16 protein-coding genes and 1 pseudogene are annotated in these 19,726 nt (G+C 45.8%); 10 read left to right on the top strand and 7 right to left on the bottom strand.

The genetic code is table 11. The features are described 5' to 3' along the window. From IE117_RS03145 to IE117_RS03125, 5 genes and pseudogenes are all read left to right on the top strand, one after another. Positions 1-608, top strand: a pseudogene (locus IE117_RS03145) (hypothetical protein); the annotation flags it as partial. Positions 609-648: 40 nt separating this feature from the next. Next, positions 649-1,149, top strand: a complete 501-nt coding sequence (locus IE117_RS03140; protein WP_189562882.1) for a QcrA and Rieske domain-containing protein — start codon at positions 649-651, stop codon at positions 1,147-1,149. 9 nt (positions 1,150-1,158) lie between these two features. Beyond that, positions 1,159-2,052, top strand: coding sequence for a DUF5777 family beta-barrel protein (locus tag IE117_RS03135; RefSeq protein ID WP_189562881.1), 894 nt, complete (start codon positions 1,159-1,161; stop codon positions 2,050-2,052). Positions 2,053-2,165: 113 nt separating this feature from the next. Beyond that, positions 2,166-2,729 (top strand): YceI family protein, encoded by a 564-nt coding sequence (locus IE117_RS03130; protein ID WP_189562880.1) that lies wholly within the window; start codon positions 2,166-2,168, stop codon positions 2,727-2,729. A gap of 119 nt (positions 2,730-2,848) precedes the next feature. Then, on the top strand, positions 2,849-3,535 hold the full coding sequence (locus IE117_RS03125; protein WP_189562879.1) for a hemerythrin: 687 nt from the start codon (positions 2,849-2,851) through the stop codon (positions 3,533-3,535). A gap of 92 nt (positions 3,536-3,627) precedes the next feature. Here IE117_RS03125 and IE117_RS03120 read toward each other — a convergent pair whose 3' ends face one another. Both IE117_RS03120 and IE117_RS03115 read right to left on the bottom strand, forming a co-directional pair. Beyond that, on the bottom strand, positions 3,628-5,448 hold the full coding sequence (locus IE117_RS03120) for a sialate O-acetylesterase (RefSeq protein ID WP_189562878.1): 1,821 nt from the start codon (positions 5,446-5,448) through the stop codon (positions 3,628-3,630). Between the two features lie 93 nt (positions 5,449-5,541). Continuing rightward, on the bottom strand, positions 5,542-6,933 hold the full coding sequence (locus IE117_RS03115) for an SGNH/GDSL hydrolase family protein (protein WP_189562877.1): 1,392 nt from the start codon (positions 6,931-6,933) through the stop codon (positions 5,542-5,544). A 321-nt stretch (positions 6,934-7,254) separates the two neighbouring features. Between IE117_RS03115 and IE117_RS03110 the strand changes: the two genes are divergently transcribed. After that, positions 7,255-7,695, top strand: a complete 441-nt coding sequence (locus IE117_RS03110; protein WP_189562876.1) for a helix-turn-helix domain-containing protein — start codon at positions 7,255-7,257, stop codon at positions 7,693-7,695. A gap of 177 nt (positions 7,696-7,872) precedes the next feature. On the opposite strand, the gene IE117_RS03105 is transcribed toward IE117_RS03110, so the two are convergent. The 3 genes from IE117_RS03105 to IE117_RS03095 form a co-directional block, all read right to left on the bottom strand. Then, entirely contained in the window at positions 7,873-8,664 is a 792-nt protein-coding gene (locus tag IE117_RS03105; RefSeq protein ID WP_189562875.1) for a LamG-like jellyroll fold domain-containing protein, read from the bottom strand. A 134-nt stretch (positions 8,665-8,798) separates the two neighbouring features. Beyond that, positions 8,799-10,301, bottom strand: a complete 1,503-nt coding sequence (locus IE117_RS03100) for a RagB/SusD family nutrient uptake outer membrane protein (protein WP_189562874.1) — start codon at positions 10,299-10,301, stop codon at positions 8,799-8,801. An 82-nt stretch (positions 10,302-10,383) separates the two neighbouring features. After that, a complete protein-coding gene (locus tag IE117_RS03095; protein WP_189562873.1) occupies positions 10,384-13,389 on the bottom strand; it encodes a SusC/RagA family TonB-linked outer membrane protein in 3,006 nt (1,001 codons plus the stop codon). 271 nt (positions 13,390-13,660) lie between these two features. Between IE117_RS03095 and IE117_RS03090 the strand changes: the two genes are divergently transcribed. After that, on the top strand, positions 13,661-14,722 hold the full coding sequence (locus IE117_RS03090) for a 6-bladed beta-propeller (RefSeq protein ID WP_189562872.1): 1,062 nt from the start codon (positions 13,661-13,663) through the stop codon (positions 14,720-14,722). Between the two features lie 714 nt (positions 14,723-15,436). Further along, positions 15,437-16,138 (top strand): response regulator transcription factor, encoded by a 702-nt coding sequence (locus IE117_RS03085; protein ID WP_189562871.1) that lies wholly within the window; start codon positions 15,437-15,439, stop codon positions 16,136-16,138. Here IE117_RS03085 and IE117_RS03080 read toward each other — a convergent pair. Continuing rightward, entirely contained in the window at positions 16,098-16,973 is an 876-nt protein-coding gene (locus IE117_RS03080; protein WP_189562870.1) for a LytTR family DNA-binding domain-containing protein, read from the bottom strand. The genes IE117_RS03085 and IE117_RS03080 overlap by 41 nt on opposite strands. A 386-nt stretch (positions 16,974-17,359) precedes the next feature. Between IE117_RS03080 and IE117_RS03075 the strand changes: the two genes are divergently transcribed. Together IE117_RS03075 and IE117_RS03070 are read left to right on the top strand one after the other, a co-directional pair. Continuing rightward, positions 17,360-17,530: a hypothetical protein gene (locus tag IE117_RS03075; protein ID WP_189562869.1), complete on the top strand. Its 171-nt coding sequence runs from the start codon at positions 17,360-17,362 to the stop codon at positions 17,528-17,530. Positions 17,531-17,568: 38 nt separating this feature from the next. Next, entirely contained in the window at positions 17,569-18,678 is a 1,110-nt protein-coding gene (locus IE117_RS03070; RefSeq protein WP_189562868.1) for a lysophospholipid acyltransferase family protein, read from the top strand. 127 nt (positions 18,679-18,805) lie between these two features. On the opposite strand, the gene IE117_RS03065 is transcribed toward IE117_RS03070, so the two are convergent. Continuing rightward, positions 18,806-19,564 (bottom strand): hypothetical protein, encoded by a 759-nt coding sequence (locus tag IE117_RS03065; RefSeq protein ID WP_189562867.1) that lies wholly within the window; start codon positions 19,562-19,564, stop codon positions 18,806-18,808. Positions 19,565-19,726 lie beyond the last annotated feature (162 nt).

Genomic DNA, 19,726 nt, shown 5'->3' with positions numbered 1-19,726 from the left:
TACCCAAGTGGTCGGTTCGATTGGGCATTTCTCCTGACATCAGCGTGGTTCGGCTATCACAAATGATGCATTCGATGAATCCCGGTCCGGCTGCTTCATTGCTGGTGGAAGGCAGCATCGCCCGTCGCTGGTCGTTGCAAACGGGTATCATCCGAAGTCTGAAAACGTACCAGGCAAAGGGCAGCGAATATGAATGGACCTGGGCTTACAAACAGCCGCAGGGCCCCAGCAGTGTCGACGGTAGTTGCACAGTGTTTGAGCTGCCGCTCAATATTCGTTTCGATATTAGTCAGCGGCCCGCGTCACGCTGGTTTGTGGGAGCAGGTGTGTCTTCTTACAAGATGCAGAAGGAGAAGTATACTTATGAGTACGACACCTACTATCCAGGAGCTATGTCTAGGTGGGAAAGCAAGAAGCCTTCGGGCTGGAACCTATTCAGCCACGCCAACGCCTCGGTGGGCTATGAGCGGTTCATCACTAAACGTCTTTCACTAATAGCCGAGCCTTATGTCAGGATCCCTCTGCGCGGGGTAGGTATCGGAAAGGTAAACCTCTACACGACCGGCATCTGGTTTTCGATCCGTTATTCGCCCGAATTTAGAAAGTAAAATGTCTTAACCACAACCTATCACAAAAAACAATAAAACGATGGAGACGAAAGAGCAAAACACAGTAAGCAGAGGAGCATTTTTGAGAAGCATGGGATTGAGTACCTCAGCCCTGATGGCTTTTTACTGCATGGGTACCACACTTAGCTCGTGTAGCACTAAAGACGATGATCCAACTCCGACGCCTCCCGGTGGCTCTGCAGCCGTGACGGGAACAACAACGGGTGGTGGCATCAATTTCAATGTTGACCTAACCTCAGACGACTTTAAGAAACTCAAGACGACCGGAGAATTTTCCATCATTGGTGATACGATCGTGATTGCTACGGCAAATAAAAATTACGTGGCCTTATCAAAAGCCTGCACTCATCAGGGAACCACTGTCAACTATCGATCCGCAAGTACCGACATCCTGTGCCCCAATCACGGTTCAGAATTTAAACTGGACGGCACCGTTCAGAAAGGCCCGGCGACTTCGCCCCTCACCGTCTTTAAGACAACGCTCAGCGCAGACGGTAACTCACTGAACGTGAAAGCATAATAAAGCTATATGAAACAATTTTGGTTAGTTTTAGGGATCATTATCGCCCCAATGTTTGTAGCAGCGCAGGATGATTTGTTAGGCCAGCTGGAAGCTCAGACCGATATTCTACCCGTTCCGGTAGTCGCGACTTTCAAGTCTACGCGGATCATTAACGGCCAATCGGTCGAGACGGTCAAGCGTAACCACCTCGACTTCCGCATTTCGCATCGCTTCGGGCGGCTCAACTCAGGAGCCTACGAGCTTTTCGGGCTGGATCAGGCCGTGATGCGGATGGGATTTGAGTATGGCCTGACTGATGACCTGATGATCGGTGTAGGCCGTAGCGGAGAGCAGAAAGCATACGATTTTTTTGCAAAGTACCGACTTCTGCACCAGACCCCCGGGCGGATTCCGGTATCCGTAACGCTTTTTGGCAGTACGGTCATTCGCACTCAGAAGTCGTTCGTTCCCGGCGAAACGTTCAGTTTTCAGGACAAGCTGACTTATACCGGACAAGTGCTCATAGCGCGGAAGGTTAACGAAAGTCTTTCGTTACAACTTTCCCCGACTTATCTCTACCGCAACAAACCAGAACTCGATGAGGATCAGCGTTTACTATTAGCATTTGGCATAGGCGGACGATTGAAGGTAAGCCGACGCGTGTCAATTAACGCAGAATACTTCTACGCTTTCCGGGAGCAAAAGGACGACTTGCCTTACCATAATTCTCTGGCAGTAGGTGTGGATATTGAAACAGGTGGTCACGTTTTTCAACTGCATTTCACCAATTCGCTGGGAATGATCGAAAAGCAGTTTATCGGCGAAACAACAGGTGCTTGGGATCAGGGCGATGTGCATTATGGATTCAATATCTCCCGGACTTTCAGTTTCAACAAAAAGAAAAACCCTGTCGTCAACTGATGACCTGCTTAAAGGCTAACCTCAACAGAATTGCCGTCCGCCATTAATTGCAGGACGACGATTTCGATGAGGATTGGACACGAGCGGCTTGCCACTTTTGAAATTTTACGGTTATGAAGATACTACTTAGTGCATTTTGCCTGGTTTGCGGACTTTCTTTTCTTTCAGAAAAAACCCTAGCGCAGACCAAACGTTACGCCACCACATCCGGTCAAACTTCCTTTCATTCGAGTACTCCCGCTGAAGACATCAATGCTGTCAATAAAAAGACTCAGGTGTTGCTAGACGTTACAACCGGCGAAATGGCCGTACTGATGAATATGCGCGACTTTGACTTTCCGAATGAGCTCATGGAGGAACATTTCAACGAAAACTATATGGAATCGGCAAAGTACCCCAAGGCTACTTTTAAGGGTAAGCTGGATCAACCCGTGGATTTTTCGAAAAACGGCACCTACCAACTATCCGCATCGGGTACTTTTACAGTACACGGGGTGAGTCAATCCCGCTCACTACAAGGTACTTTGACCGTACAGGGGGATAAAATAAGCATCGATTCAACTTTTGACGTTGCCTTGGTGGACCACAAGATCGAGGTGCCCAAGATTGTTTTTGTAAAAATTGCGCAGATCATAGAGGTGAAAGCGAATTATGAATTGGCTCCTTACGCAAGGTAGACCGGAAAAGAATGAAGACGATTGGGAGAGGAAATTTGCAGTATCCCACTCATCCCCTTTCATTCTTCCTCCTTTGGCGTTAATTTTAGGGCCAATTTTTTTAGAGATAAGCCGCCGCCATGAAACCCAACGCCCACGATGAATTGATTAACGGCAGCCTGCTGCACCAATCGGTAACTGAGCGGCTGGATACCGCCGAGGCCAACCCGGTAGCTCTGGATAACGAACTACTGGAATTAATCTTCGACCTGTACGATGATGACCGCGACTTTCCTTACCAGAAAATCAGAAAGTTTTCTATCGGCGAGATCCTAACCTATCTGCAGGCAACGCACCGCTACTACCTCACCAAGAAACTACCCGAAATTGAGCAGTCGCTGCTGCATATTTTTAGCCGTTACGGCAAAACCCACGAATTGCTGGCTGAACTCTGCTTCTTCTTCAATGACTACAAAAACGACCTGATTGAACACGTAAAGATGGAGGAGCGGGAGTTTTTTCCTTATATCAAACGACTCGTGAAGGCTGTGCAGGGCGATATGCCCAAAGAAGAAATAGCCGAACTGCTCGCAACGGCTTCCATCGCCCAGTTTACTGACCATCACGATTCCATTGAGGACGAGTTAAAGGAGGTCAGCATCATCATCAAGCGGTACTCTGAGTACGAAACTACGCCGTTGCCCTACCGCGTTTTCCTCAATCAGGTTGAGCTCTTTGAGCTTGAACTTCGCAAGCACGCCATCATTGAGGACCACGTACTGGTACCTATGGCAGAAGAGCTGGAAAAAAAACTGCGCGGCCAGTAGCCGCGCAATTTTTTTAAGAAGGTCTTTGAAATCCTTTACGTTTTCTTGTAATATATATTTGATATTGCTTTCGAAAAAAACCTTGGAAGAATTTACTCAACCTTAATGATTTTTTTAATAGTATATATATCTCCAACTTTCAGTCGACAAAAATAAATTGAATTTGCAGTAAAGTTTGCACCAGAAATTGGATATTTCCAATTTCCTGTCGCGTGAATATTATCGGTAATAACCTTCATTACTACGCCTTTTTCATCTACAATATCTAAACGTACGTCACTCTTAGTAGGAACATTGAATTCAACATTAAACTCTCTTGAAAAAGGCGAAGGGTATACTTTCAAAGCCGATTCTTTATACTCCTCATTATCAGAAAATAAAAGTTCTTCTTCAGCACTGGTACGGCAAGAAGAGCAATAAGGCATATATCCTTGCGTTACCTGCCAGTTTCCTGAACTATTCTTCACAAAACATCGATAGATAGGACTAGCCTGAGAAATTGTATAAGTGTTAGAAGTTCCAGTACTAGTAGTACTATATATATCGGTACCCCATCTGTATTCAGAATATCCACTTGGGACAGTCAGAATTCTGTTGGATCCAGATTTAGTTACAGTTAGGACTGGTACAGTTACAGCCGAGATTCGATTACCTCCGTTAGAGGAAATAGCGTCGTACCACTTGTCACCCAAGAATTGCAAGCCAGCATTATAGTTATTGTCAAAATGTGTGCCATCCGAAGGATTTCTTTTATTGATTGTCAAAATACCTGCAGCTTCTGTCGTCAAATAATCAGTATCTGGACCTTGTAATTTATTAGAAGAGGTTGATACGACATTAGCTTGCCCAGTACGGATTAAAGCAACGGGGTTCTGGCTATTTACAATTGAGACTTTTGAGATGTACCAACTTAGGTTAGAATTGCCAAAATCAGTACGTGACTTGTCAATAACATAATTCAACTTGTTTGTATACTCAGATGAGCTTGAAACTCTATATGAAGCAGCTAAGTTAGCATCTGCATCAGCTTCTCCCTGATGCCATAAAATAGCTCGTACTCCAAATCTAGAAGCATGATAATTAAGCGATGTTTTTAGAGGAGTATATGGTTGCCCAATAAAGGATGGACCAGGATAGACACCAATATCGCAAAACTGACCTCCGTTACTTGGTGGATACCCATTCGGAGCACTAATATGTTGGGCACCTTGATACCATGTTGTCACTGTACTTCCGCCTGATGCTGCGTTAAAGAAAGCTATTGGCATTCCTGAGTTTTGATCAGAAAGTCTTTTTCCCAAATAAGCATAATCCCAGACATTGTTTCCAGTAGGCCCAATGCGATGATTCTGTTTAGATGGATCAGATAACGAATAAAAACTCGTAAAACTAGAACCGCTCTCTAAGCTAGGTGGTAAATCCGTACAGTTCCCATCATAATTAAGTCCGACTATCCACTCTGGGAAACCTGATACGGATGGAAGTCCAGCACTCACTCCTTGTGCATTTGATTGTCCAGCAGCAATATATACATCCCCCACGCCTACTTTCCGACTAGCTAGGAGGGTTTCACTTCCACCACTATACACACATATATCAACCATATACCAGCCAGCAGCCAACGTTATAGGCTCGTAAAAAAGGCCAGTGCTCTGATAACTAAAAAAAGTAGGTGAACTTGTACTAGTGACACCTCCGCTCGAGTTAAGTGTTTTGATGCGATAGCACCATCCGTAGCTGCTAAGGCTACCAGATGACAAAACTTGTCCTGCAATCAAAACAACTGCCTGATTACTATTATTACGCTGTAGTACGGAATAATTGATGGGGTAAGTCAAAAGCACAGACTGCGCAGCCACGTTAAAGGAACAACAGAGTCCTATTAATAAACAAACAGTTATAATCTTTTTCATGAGGATACAGTTTAGGTATTTGAATTATAACGGAGACAACTATAAGTTTTGAGTCAAAAAACTTCAAATTTCGAGAATGAGCTATTTATAGTTTCATTTTATAGTTTCAGCAAACTGAGTTATATTTATAAGTGGTATTTTCGAGCTATATGCCTTGTTGATAGCCTTTATCACTTCATTCGCAATTACCGCATGACCGATTGGGCCTGGATATATACCGTCAGAAGAGAAAAAATTTCCGTATATGGATCCATCTATTTTCACTCCATCATCAGTTAAAAAATTTCCCTGGTTTATCTTATGATATATCAATGAAAGATCTACTAATGCAAATCCATGCTTTTTCGCCTGCGCCCTAATCTGTGAGTTATGTCCTCCCTCCCATTCAGGGTCGCTCAGAGATTCCTCAAAAGCTGTAATTATATCACCATCCGTTAATGAAATAGATTGGCCTTGAAACAATTTTACCACATTAGAAGTAGGAAGTAAATAAACGGGCTTTGTTTTGTCGTCAACAAATTGAGGTTTGTAGGCTTTGAGCGCATCTTTTACTGCTTGATTATCGCTGTTTACTGGAAACCATCTCATCATAGCTAAATCTTGATAGCGGGGAATCGTAAATAAGACTCCTTTGCTTCCTTTATAGAAAATTTCCCCAAGTATCCGGTCGTTAGCGATTGATGGACCAGTGTTTAAAGAAGCTGGGCCATAGAAAGAATATAAGTTGATACCGGGTGTATTAAGTATACCACGGATGAATCCATCAAAATAATCTTCATATAAGACAAAATTATAGGGAGTCTTATCTTTAGCAAATTCAAGCATAGACTGCTCCCTGTTAACCTCTTTTGGAATTATTCGCCATAAATAAGGTTGAAACTTGAGAGTGTTATTCACACCAAGCTTTACGAACAGAGCATCGACCAAGCCTTCTGGTACACCATAATTGTGAACCAAGCTATTGAATGGGCTTATTGAAGGTGGATTTCCAAGCTCTTCTTTAGCAAGATTATTTTCCACTTTCCTCCAAGAAGGAGGGGTGCCTTTCGAGCTATTTAATACTAAGAATCCAGTACCGTTAGCCTCTTCTTCTGAAAAAAGAGGACTTTGAAAATCAGAAATCCCCATTTGATGCGCAACTAGATTGGGGTAAGCAAACTGCTGTCCTTCCCTGTAAAGCCCCCCATTCATTACCCCAGCAGTAAGGCCACCACCGAAAGCGACCATGCTTATAGGGTTACTTTCTGTTGAAATTTGTCCCAATTCAGCTTTTCCCATATTTGTGTTGAACCAATTATTAGGTTCCAAGGACGAGTTGTAAGTAATAGAGGATGTCACCAATTCCTGATTATTACCTATTGGATGAAGGCTGGGCAATAGACGAGATGGAAAGGATTCAGTGGGAGTATCTGAGGGCAAATCTTGCGCGCATCCTACAGTTTCGACTAGGAGTGAAAAAATGAGAAGATAAAAAGACGTTTTCATGATTTATGACAGTTTAGATATTTTGTGAATTAAATGAGCAACTGAAAAGCCAAATTTCCTATATTATGGGTTTTGATAATTCATTCATGACTAGATAGCACCTACGCTACTAAAATTTATTCACTTTACGCTTCTAAATATCCCCTATCTAATATTAACTATGACAAATTTAGGAGGTATACGCTAACCAACAATACGACTTTTCGCATAAAATCTACGAAAAATAGGGTATTCGCAATGGAAAAGTCTACTTGTTGAATAATTTGATATAACTTTATTACTTTGTATTATTGCTTTCCCTTCAGCCACAGAAGCGATAATATGAAAAATAAAGACAAAGCTACGACAGCTTTACAGGTAGGCACCAAGCTTATGAAAGCTAGAATCGCAAAGAACCTATCCAGAAGAGAAGTTAGCGACGAAATAGGAGTCCCTGAAACCACTTACGCTGGTTGGGAAAACGACGTTTCGTATCCCAAACTACCATATTTAGTCCCTCTGGCAAAGATATTACAGATTAACGTGCTAGGGTTGATTGATCCTGAGTGGCGAATTACAATTATAGAGCCTAGTTCTATTGACGATGAAAAACCAATTACATTATTAGATGAGAATGCTCGAAACGTGTATTTGAAGATGATAGAAAGCCAACGTTGGTACTGCCGCTATCTTGAGAATGAGAACAGGGATTTAACAATGGAAAATTCAAGGTTAGAGAAAGAGTTGACTTTATCAAAAAGTAATATTAATCCAATAAGCTAAGCGGCGTTGAGTTCACTCTGCGCCCCACTTTGCCCAACCTATCCTTTATTGTAGAAAGTAAGCTAAGGGCGTCGCATAAGTAGATTTGATTGCATAAAAAAAGCTACCATGAGAAAGTAGTAGCTTTTTTTAGAATTTATACAATTAGATTTGATAGCTTATCTAGTTACCGAATATTTACATTTTCTTGTTATAAAGGTCTTTGATTTCACTCTCCGACAGCGCTGTGGTGTAAACCCGGAATTGGTCCAGTGCGCCCAGATAATGTATCATCCAGTTGGCTGGGGCACCATAAATTCCTGCCTGCTGCTGAAAGCCGCCAAGGATGAACTTCGAAGCATTTGTGAATTTAAGCGCACCCAAGGGTTCAGGGATTTCGTTAGGATCGTCAGGGTTCTTCTTAGGCTTGAAGCGATCTGTAACGGAAGCATCTAGGGGTAGTTTATTCCCATCCAGATAAGTAGCAAAGGTAGAAGTAGTTGCGTCGTACGTGAAGGCGACGTGCTTCCACTTGCCGTAGGCATCGGGCCAGCGGTTGAGGCCATTCGTTTTGGTCCCATTCCCATTAAATTCAATCCAGTTACCTGCAAAATTGAACTTGACCAGCATAGAATCATTTACGGCCGCTCCATCAATGAGCATAAAAGTGTTGCCCCAAAAATCATCGGTGCGAGGCAGCACGAATACAGTCTGCGCTCCGCCATTCCGCTCGTCGAGTTTCATCCAGAAAGCAAAAGTAAAACTATCCATCGTGGCCAGTTTGCCAGCCGTATTGTACACAATCTGTCCAGTGGGTGATCCTTTGTAGGCTTTGCCACTCACGCCATCGATGTAGGAGACCCCGGTAGCAGTTCCCCGTAATCCCAGAATACTATCTACGGGCGATCCTTCAAACGCAAAAAGTCGTTGCAAAGGAGCATTCAGGCTTGGATCATCGTCCGAAACATAGTCAAAATCAGGTCGTACCATATTTTGGCACGAGAATGCCGTCACTGCCATAAGCAGGAGGCAAAATTTTATTATTGTCTTTTCCATTTTACTCATTTTTAAAAGTGGCTTATCGGTCTGTTCTGTGACTTTTCCGTCACTAGTTAACCCCATTTTTAGTACTCTGGATTCTGCACCAGTACACCTTGCGATTTATCAATCTCTCCCTGTGGGATAGGTAGATAGCGATTGCGGGGTTGATAACCCAGCGGGCGAAGTACTTCGTCCGCGATTCCCCAGCGTACAAGATCAAAGAAGCGTTCATTCTCCATACCCAACTCTACGCGCCGCTCGTGACGAATAGCTTCGCGCAGTTTGGCCTGATCCGTCGTAGTGATTTTGGGTAATACGGTAGTGTTACCGGCCCGCGCCCTGGCACGAACCATTTCCAACCAACCAAGCGCATCCGTAGTGTTTTGTTCACCCCCCAGCTCATTGGCAGCTTCGGCGGCCCACAGCAGGACATCGGCGTACCGAATTACCCGCAGGTTCATCCACTGACCGAAACGGCTGTTTTTAGCCGCCCGATCTACCGGATTGGTATAAACTTTCTTATTCCAGTAAGGGCTTGGAATACTGGTGGTGGCTGGCGGAATATTTTCATTGAAGGGGGCATTGACCTGCCCGGAGTACAACAGCGTGGCATCCTTGCGCGGATCTCCTTTCTCAAAAGCATTGGCCAATGAATCGGTAGGTGTGTTCCAGCCCCAACCTAAGTCGAATGTCCCTGAACCACGAACGCCCTGTACTTGAGCGTACTGAATACCCAATCCCGTTTGGGATATATCATAGTAAGCCTGAATCTCTAAGATAGACTCAGCATTATTCTCGCCCGCTTCCCGGAAAATGCTGCTGTAATCGGACACTAAGCTATAATTTCCCGAATTGATTACCTGCTTGGCCGAAGCGAGGGCGCTGGTCCAGTTTTTCCGCCACAGGAAGGTCTTGGCCTGCAAAGCCTGCGCAGCTCCCTGAGTTAGCCGTCCGCGGTACTGGCTGTCCCATGTTGCAGGAAGCGATGCGGCGGCGGCCTGCAAGTCACTGTCGATCAAAGTAAAGATTTCGGTTGTTGACGATTTAGGTATATTAGCCTGAGCTGCGTCAGTCACTTTAAAGTCGATCTTAGGCACTTCGCCGTAAGTACGCACTAAGTTAAAATATGCATAAGCCCGCATGAACTTGGCCTCTGCCAAATTGATTTGTGTACCATCGTCGGTGGCTCCTACTGAATCAATATCGGAGATAACTGCGTTGGCTGCGTTGATTAACGCGTAATGATCGCTCCAGTAACTGTTTATCAGACCTTGGTCTTTAATATACTGAAACTTATCAAATACGTTTTCTGCTTCTACACCGTCCGTAACGGAACTGCCTTTAACGGCATCATCGGAGCGGATATTATGAACAGCGATGTAAGGCAATGCCGATACGCCGAAAGCCCGCATTCTGGCATAAACGCCGAATACCTGGCTGTCAAAAGAGCCCGCAGGAATATCTTTCTCGGTATAACGACCTAATGGTTCACGATCCAAAAAATCGTTACAGCCAGCAAGCGTCACCAGGCCAATGAAAGCAATGGTGGCGGCTGATTTAGTTGATTTTAAAAAATTCATTTTCATATTTTTCATAAGCGCTATACGCTTGTTTAAGATTTAAAAATCCTTGGAATCCGTTTTATTAACGACAAAATACCTTGTGTCCTTAAAAATTAACATTCAGACCAAACGTATAAATCGCCGGTAGCGGATACGTACCATTGTCCACACCGAAGGAGATAGTACTACCGCCTATTTCAGGTGTAAAGCCCGAGCTATTGGTGAACGTCGCAAGGTTTTGTGCATTCACAAACACCCGCAACGACTTCAATTTTATACGGGTAAGCAGTTCTTTTCTGAAATTATACCCCAACTGTACATTTCGGATGCGGAAATAGCTGCCATCCTCAATCCAATACGACGAAATGAGGTAGTTGTTTGAGCGTCCGGTATTCAGCACAGGCTCCCAGTTAGAAGTTCCCGCGCCATTCCAACGATCAAGCCGGGAGGTTTGGTAATTGAATTGCGCGAAAGTACCTCGGTTCCAGTCACGAAAGATTTCGTTTCCATATACGCCCGTGCCCTGAATTCCGATGTCAAAACCTTTGTAATTAGCTGTAAGATTGATGCCGTAAGTGAAGTCGGGGGTCGGATTACCGATAATGGTGCGGTCGGCCTCAGTGATGAAACCATCGCCGTTCGTGTCAGCGTATTTCAGATCACCGGGAGCCACGTCTCCTATGGAACTGGGAGCGGATTTTACGACGTCAATATCATTTTGGTAAACACCCGCTACTTTGTACCCATAAAAGTATCCAATCGGGAATCCTTCGGTAGTCCGGGAAGCTCCGTTGATGATAGCAAAACCCTGCGTTGCAAGCTGCTTCACCTGGTTATTGAGCGTAGTAAAGTTTCCGTTGATGCTGTACGAGAAGTCGCTGGTGACGTCCTGATTCCAGGTAGCCGTCAATTCGATTCCCTGGTTGGAAATTTGACCCGCATTGGTAAGACCAGGAGCGGTACCCGCCGCGCCCGGAATGAGCGCCAGAATGTCGTTGGTCAGCTTATTATAATAATTCGCTTCCAGGAACAGTCGGTTTTTAAGGGTATAGAGTTCAAAGCCAGCTTCAAATGCCCGGATGTTCTCCCAATGTAGGTTGGGGTCGTACAAGTACTCATTTTGCAGAGCCGCCACCACATTGTCGCCAAATACTCCCGAATTTGCCGCTGTAAGCGTCGGATAAGCGGGATAGCGATACCGATCGTCAATGTTCTGGCTACCCAGGATACCCCATGAGCCTTTGATTTTCAAATAATCAATAACACTCTGGCTTTTGAAGAAATCCTCTTCACTCACCAGCCAACCTGCGCCAATGGCGCCAAAGTTCTGCCAGCGGCCCGCGCCTGTAAAGGCTGAACTACCATCGCGGCGGAAAGAAGCGTTTAGCAGGTACTTTCCATTATAATTGTATAACACCCGACCCAAATAAGAAAGTGTCGCCGATTCCCAGGCCGAACCGCTGCCCCGCTTGCTGGATGGGTCACCCACGTTATCTACATACCAGTATTGTGGATTATTGGGAATAGGGAAGCTAGAACCCTGCTGGACGGATGAGGAGGTATTCTCGAAGCTACGATAGTAGGTAGTAACCCCACCTAGTACCGTGACATCGTGGCCACCAAATTTCTTGGCGTACGTCAGCAGGTAGTCTTGCTGCAGCTTGGTGAAAATATTCTGGTTCTGGTTGACCGAAGTCTGCCGCACCAGGTTGTCACGCTTATCGTCGCCGACAATCTCAGGATTGAAAACTGTAATCAGCGGCTGATACGAACGGCCTGTATTGAATCCGTAGTCAGCGTAAAGCGTCGCTTTGAAGTTAAAGTCTTTCAGAAAGAACACCTGTCCGAAAATACTACCTACTCCACGGTACTCCCGGTTGATGGCGGTGTTCTTTTGCAAATCCACATCAACCAACGGATTATAAACCTGTGCTCTCTGGAAATCGGGCAGCGTATGGTACAAGCCGCTGGCTTCATCACGGACGGGGGCAATCGGTACAGCCCGGATGGCCGCCCCCACGCCCTTATTTACAGGAAGATTGGCCTTATAGGCGTTGAAATTGACGCCGAATTTCAATGACTTAGTCACATTCAGTTCGTCGTTCAGGTTGACCGTGATCTTCTGGTATTGCTCATTCTTGATAATCCCTTCCTCAGTCACGTAGCCAAGGCCCATGTAGAACTTATTCTTTTCAGTAGCTCCGGAAACGCTCAGGTTGTCGTAGTTCAGAACACCTTTCTGAAAAATCTGATCCTGCCAATCGGTATTGCCTGTCCAATTGGTGTAGTTATAGGGTGCCGCGCCTTGGTTGGCGAGTTGTTCGTTGTAGAGCTCCTTGAACTGGTCAGCGTTGGCCAAATCCATCTTTTTCTGGACCTGCTTAAAACCCACCGTTGTATTGAAATTCACATTCAGTTGCCCGGCAGCAGCTTTTTTGGTTGTGATAGCGATGGCACCGTTGGCACCCCGCACGCCGAAGATCGCCAGAGAAGACGGATCCTTCAATACTTCAATGGACTCGATATCTGCCGGATTCAGGAAATTGATATTGTCGTTCAGAATGCCGTCTACAATATAAACGGGACTGGCGCCATTAATCGAGTTGGTACCACGAATACGCACATCGGGCGATTCACCGGGACGCCCTGAATTGACCACCGAAAGCCCGGCCACGCGTCCCTGCAAGGCCGAAACGGGGTTGACGTTTGGTTTATCGGCTATTTCCGAGCCTTTCACGGTGACGATACTGCCCGTGAGGTCGCGCTTGCTCGCCGTTCCGTAACCGATTACAACTACCTCGTTCAAGGCCCTGACATCATCTTCAAGCGTTATGTCAATGCTGGTCTTGTTGCCAACTACCATTTCCTTGGGTGTCATGCCGATCATGGAAAAAACCAGAGTCGAGTTTTCAGAAGGAACAGAAATGGTGTAATTTCCTTCAACATCCGTCGGAACGCCTAACGTAGTGCCCTTAAGCAGCACGTTGACGCCCGGTAGGCCGCTGCCGTCGGCCCCTGTCACCTTGCCCGATACTGAAATATCCTGCCCCTGGGCAAGTGCGCTCAGCATCAGCAGCAAAGTCAGGCAGACAGATTGTAAGATTGCTTTCATGGTATTATTGAATTAAAATGGAGTAAAATTGAAAAAGAAGTTCAGGGTTTATGTAAACTATGAACTCGTGTAAAATCAACGCGTGAACGTGAAAAAAAATTACCGTCGTTTCACGAATGAATCAAGAATCGACTTGAATAATTAACATAAAAATCGCACCAGCGTGGATTCCAACGCAGTACGATTTACCATCACGCCTATAAGGAAATTAGTATATCGAAAGGGGATCTCCCTTTATACTTTTTGAAAACAGGCAATCCTAACTTTACTCATGAAAACACCCCCTTCACGCCGGTCTTTTTTAAAGGGCACGGCGCTCGCTGCTACCGCACTGACCTTCAAACCCTTCTACATCCTGAACGCTCGGCCTAAAACAAACGGGGAAATTATCGGCCACGGTACGCATAAGTACAAAGTGCACTTAGGATGGGGAAATCTCGATTCGTCAGAGTTTCCGATCAATAACTGCCATGAAATGGTGCAGGACAGCAAGGGGCGGCTTATCATGGTAGGCGACGAGGTCAAGAACAATATCCTGGTGTATGACCGCTCGGGCAAACTGCTCGACAGTTGGGGACACGAATACCCCGGAGGCCACGGCCTGACCCTATGGAACGCCAACGGTGAGGAATTCCTCTTCATCTCAGATCCCAATTTGGGAAAGGTTGTAAAAACAGACATGAAGGGAAAGGTACTTTTGACAATAGAGCATCCGTCGAAGGTAGGTGCCTACGAAGAAAAGATGAACTTTAAACCCACCGAAACGGCCATTGGACCGGACGGAACGATCTATGTTGCCGACGGCTACGGCTCGCAGTGGGTACTTCGCTATACGCCAAAGGGTGAGTTCATAGACAAATTCGGTGGTCCCGGCGATGGTGAAGATCAGTTTGCCACTGCGCACGGCGTGGCTGTCGACTACCGCAATAAAGCTAATCCTACCCTGCTCGTGACTTCACGGGTGCATAACTCTTTCAAGCGGTTCACGCTGGATGGCAAGTACCTGTCAACAATATTCCTTCCCGGCGCCTTCGTTTGCCGCCCTGTGCTGGATGATGACAATCTTTATGCAGGTGTCTGCTGGTCGCGCCTGAAGTACCTCAATCAGACGCCAAATTCCGGCTTTGTGACGATCCTTGACAAAAACGATAAGGTGATCTCGAACCCCGGCGGCACTAAACCCGAATACCGAAACGGCGAACTGCAACTGATGGTGCAGAACTACCCTCAGCTTATGCACTGCCACGACGTATGCATCGATAATGACAAGAACATCTATATCTGCCAGTGGAACGCTAAGAAAACGTATCCCGTAAAACTGGAAAGGATCTGACGTGCGTCGAAAATCCCGGTACTAAATGAGAGAGCAGCCCCACTTGTGTCGGGGCTGCTTTTTTGTTTACAGGTACTTTCTTACTTTTTAATGGAATGGACGGTAGAAATGTGGGATCAATCTCTCGGGTTTGTCCCCAGAGTCTTTACTGACTTTCGTATAGAATCGCTCTGAACTACCCTATGTTCTCAACCTTGGGTTTGCTACTTATACCGGTTAGCAGCATGACCAAAAATCAGAATTTCATTCCTTCACCTTTCAGCTGAGATTGCCCGAAAATCCAAAGCTTTTTAACGATAAAAATTAATGGCTTCCTGGCTGGTACGGTGTGACGTCCGCCGCTCATTTCTCCGGTGCCCGAAACCCTGTTTTATCGCTTCCACCCTTCGTACGAAACACTGTCATAACTCGTCTGATCGTCTCCCCGAATTTTGCTCAAACCCAAGAATTCACTGCTGTATTTTCTGGTGGTTTTGCAGGCATTTCTGCTGAGTTGACACGCTATTCGGGAGACAAAACAGGTGCCGAGAGTGATGACGCCCCAAGACAGACTTTGCACCAAATGCCCCTGTAAGCGCACCAGACGCATTTTTGGTGAAATGAATATGGTGATTTCACGCCCAATATTGGTGATTTCACCGGAACGCATTATAATGGTATAACCTCATCCCCTACTTTCGATTCAGAACTACACGCTAAAACAAAAACTGTACTATGAAAACGGAAATGGAATCGAAGTGGGCATTGAAGAAAACGGACGCCACAGTCCTGGTTGCAAAGTCAGAACCCTTCACCTGCGAGGTGCTTGGAAGCCTACTGAAAACCGAAGGGTTTGACGTAGTTGGACGCGCCTCCAAACTGGATGATTTGATCAGCAAAATACAGACTAAAAAACCCGCCTGTGTCATCACCGAGGTAGGCCTGATCGGCGACGCCGCCAAATTGATGAGCGCCCTTAGTGAATTGAAAAAAGTACCGAAGGTGGTGATGTATGTCAACTCCCACGACACCCGCGATATATCGAAAGTTTTGGAAGCCAAGTTCAGCGCTTACCTGCACGCCGAAGATCAACTGGAAGAACTCTACCACTGCCTGCAATCGACGCGGAAGAACGACACTTACTACAGTGCGTGCTTCAAGGATCTGATTCACGAGCTAGGCATCAAGGAAGCCGATACTGAAACGTTGAACGTCATCAAATCCCTCACTAAGCGGGAGCGGGAAGTTTTATACTACCTCACTAAAGGCATGACCGGTCATGAAGTGGCAGCACATCTTAATATGAGCTACCGCACTCTGGCTACCCACAAGCAGAACATTACGCAGAAGTTCTCGCTCGATAGTGGACGCAACCTACTGCGGCAGGGTTTGCAAATCAGGAGTTTTCTGACGGATCCACAAGCGGCCCGACAGTAGTCGCCTCCTGTTTTGCCGAATTAGCCACGTTTTTTTCAAGCGACTGTTTGAGCGATGGCATTCGGGCACGGGGCATGATGAGCTCTTTTTCGGGGAGCTTTTGGCAGTGCAGCACATACTTGCCCTTTTCCCAGTAAGAATAGCTGTCGAAGTAGTCAAGATTGAGCAGATAATGCCGGTTGCCCCGAAAAAAACGGTCGGGGTCCAATTCGTTTTCCAATTCGGCCAGCGACTTAGAAACTTTGAACCTTCCTTTATAGTGTTCCACAAAATACTCCCCTTCTTCAGTTTCAAACAGGTAACAGTCCTCTACATTGAGGAGTGTCTCGCCTGTATTGGTCTTAGCCGAGATCACTTGCGTGTATGCGCGGGGCGCACCAGAAGCAAGGGAGGTAAGCACGCCAAGGACGGATTCTTCGGGTTTGGCAGCTTTCTTCAGGTTTTGCAGGAAATCAATGATAAGGGAGGTATTCAGCAGCAAATAACCGAGAATGACAATAAATGGGGTGTAGGTGAGATAGCCCGTAGAAGTATATAACATCCCCATATAGACATCCTCATAGCGTTCTGCTGCAAAACTTGGAAATTCCCGAATCAGGAAGCGCAGGTGAAGGGTAACCGGAATGAAGAAAAGGTAAGATGTGAGGAAAAGAGGGAGAAATTTAAGCTCATAGAATATAATAGACTTAGCATCCAATGCCAATTCATTTATATTCAACAACTTGTGGTAGTTCTCAATCAGAATCAGGACAATATAGAGACTAACAAACTCCGGCAAATAAAAGCCAAACACCCAGTTGAGCATATAGCCTGCCAACCCGTTCGAGTAGCTCAAATTTTTGGATTGTAAATCGGGGTTGAACGTCCAGCTCAATAATTCATATAGCAAGACTATGATAAACAGGATGATGATCCCACTTAACGGCCTTCTCAGGAAAGAGCGATTTAATTCGAGCGATTTCACGGTTTGCTATTTTTCTCTCAGAGGCTATTTAACGTCTTTTAATAGTCTTCATACACAAATCAGACCGGAATAAATCTAGTCATTAATGACTAGATTGGAAAGAAAAAACAGTAAAAAACGCGGATTATTCCGGGTAGTTCGGTGCCTTACCTTTGTAACATCAAGAATCAGAAAGGAATACCTACTGACATTGAAAAAAGTTTCGCGGAAACGCACAAAGGTAATTGGTCATTTATTAACCGTCAAATATACTACCCATGAAAAAGTTCGAAATCAAGTCCAAAGGTTCTCTTACCCAGTACATCAAAGACAATGCAATCAAAGCAAAAGGCGAAATTGCTAACACGCTGAACTTTGATTATGACAACGCTTCTTGCTACCGTATCGAAGCCCCCGGAATGTCCAAAGGTCTGATCGTATCCTTGTAAGTAAAGTAATTTTCACCACAACTATTATCTAACCAGTCATGGCAAAATCACTGACATCCTACCAGAAGGTAGCGCAGGAGTGCATCGAGGCATTCGACCGGGTTGATATGCGGCGCGAGGAAGGGTACTGCGTACGATCGGGATTATTCTCAGCAAATCTTACCAACTTCCTGCCCCAGGTGGCGGAAAAAGAACACGAAAAATTATATACGAATCTCCTTCGTAACCTGTCGCTCGAGAATTTTGATCGGCGACTAATGCACCTGAGCGATGTCTCGGCTTTGGAGGGCGATTTATCGCTGATCAACAACACGAACAAGCCATTCATCTTTTGTACATTCCACATTGGTTCGTACAGGCTAATCGCTAACGCACTTCTTCGCAAGGGTTATCAGTTCTCGACTCTGGTTCGCAAGGAGGTATATGAAACGCAACGGGCGGAATTCAAAGAGTATTGTGACAACATGTACGATACCTTTCAAACGCCCAGCAAGGTAAATATCCTGAATGCTGAAGACCCCCGCGTCCTATTGCAAATGACGCGGGAACTGAAAGCCGGACGATCGCTGCTCGTTTATATAGACGGTGACACCGGATCAGGCGAAGATCATAAGACTACGGTCGATTTTCTGAATCAGCAGCTCAGGGTTCGAAAGGGCATCCCCTATGCCAGCTATTTGTCAGGAGTACCTATCCTGCCCATCGTGCAGTATCGGAAGGAAAACCTACAAAACGTACTGCGAATCGGAAAACCGATCGCAATGAAAAAAAATGAAGGCCGCGAAGAGTTTAGTCAACGTTCGCTGAAAGCCATCTACAAGTACTTCGGCGGGTATATCAAGAAATATCCCGATCAATGGGAAGGCTGGACATACATCCATAATGCCATGATCATCAAGCCCGAGAGCACTTCGACGACTACGACCTATAACCTTAATAAGAAAGCGACTTATCGTTTTAACCAAAGTCGCTACCGCATCTTCGAGTTGGAAAGCAACTACCTGCTCTTTGACCGATCAGCTTACGAGACATTCGAGATTACTGCCGACATGAAGCAGTACCTCTCGGCCCCAGTGGTGAAGAATCCAATTAAAACTCTGGGAGCCAATATTTTCGGCGAATTGCTCACCCGTAGCATCCTCGTCTGAATTCAAGACCTTGAAGAGATTCAAGAAGTTTTAGTGTGTGTATAGTATGGAAAAGCCTCCGCCCTTTGGGCGGGGGCTTTCTTGTATTTGGACGGCAGGTTTCAGGTATGCCTTTTGACTGCCAAAGCTATCGGATAAGCCGGACAGTTGCACCGTTCAACGCCAATGTTCCGATCAGAAGAATCAGGTAGGCCCAGCCGATGGGCAACAAAGGGACAAGCCACTGCACTCCAACAAGAAAGGTGAGAAAACCGTAACCCGTTAAAAGAAGCCCGTACATGATGCGGATCGTCGCCGCGGGCCCCTGTTGCGCATGTGTAAAAACGGCTAACGTGGAGGTCATGATTGGAAAAGGTGTGAGAATACCGCTCCATTCGGGCCCCAACTGTGCAGCGGCCTGAGTCAAAACAAGAACAAAGAGTGTGGCAACCAACATCCGTAATGGAATATCAAAACGTGGCTGGCGTGGTGCTGCATCAGCCTGACTGGGCTTTGGAAAAAAATACAGCACGCCCGTCAGGGCAATGAGGGAGATTGCAATGCCCCAAAGTAGGGGTGGTGTGTAGTAAGACGAAGCTATTGCCACTACGAAAAAAGCTCCATAGCTTGTCACTAAGGTTGGTAGCCATGACCAACGGCGAGAGAGCGCTGCGTAAGAATAGGCAAAAAAGAACGTCCCGATAGCCCCCATCAAAGCACTGGGAATGGTATTGGCGGCAAAAGTGGGACTCTGTTCCCAAGCCATGAAAAAAGAAATTGGCCCCGCCACCCACGGAAAACCGCCGATCCAGCCGCCAAGTCCTGCCCCCCAGCGTCTAACGCATAGCGTCACACCTGCAATAAGCAGCGGCATCAAAGTCAATTTGATGAGAAAAATATAGTCCATTTGGTGAAATTTATGTCAGTCGTGGCCTGCAAAGGTAAGAAACCGGGAAAGGGTAGCATCATGAAAAGAACTTTTGTCAAATAGTTGCAACAACGTTGCATAAAGCTTTACATTTGTCCGTTATTGGCTGGAATAGAAACCTTAATCCATACCGACGAATCG

The organism is Persicitalea jodogahamensis (assembly GCF_014651615.1).
Taxonomy (GTDB): Bacteria; Bacteroidota; Bacteroidia; order Cytophagales; family Spirosomataceae; genus Persicitalea; species Persicitalea jodogahamensis.
Note: the sequence above shows the minus strand (reverse complement) of the source record. Positions and strands in the feature narration are given on the sequence as shown.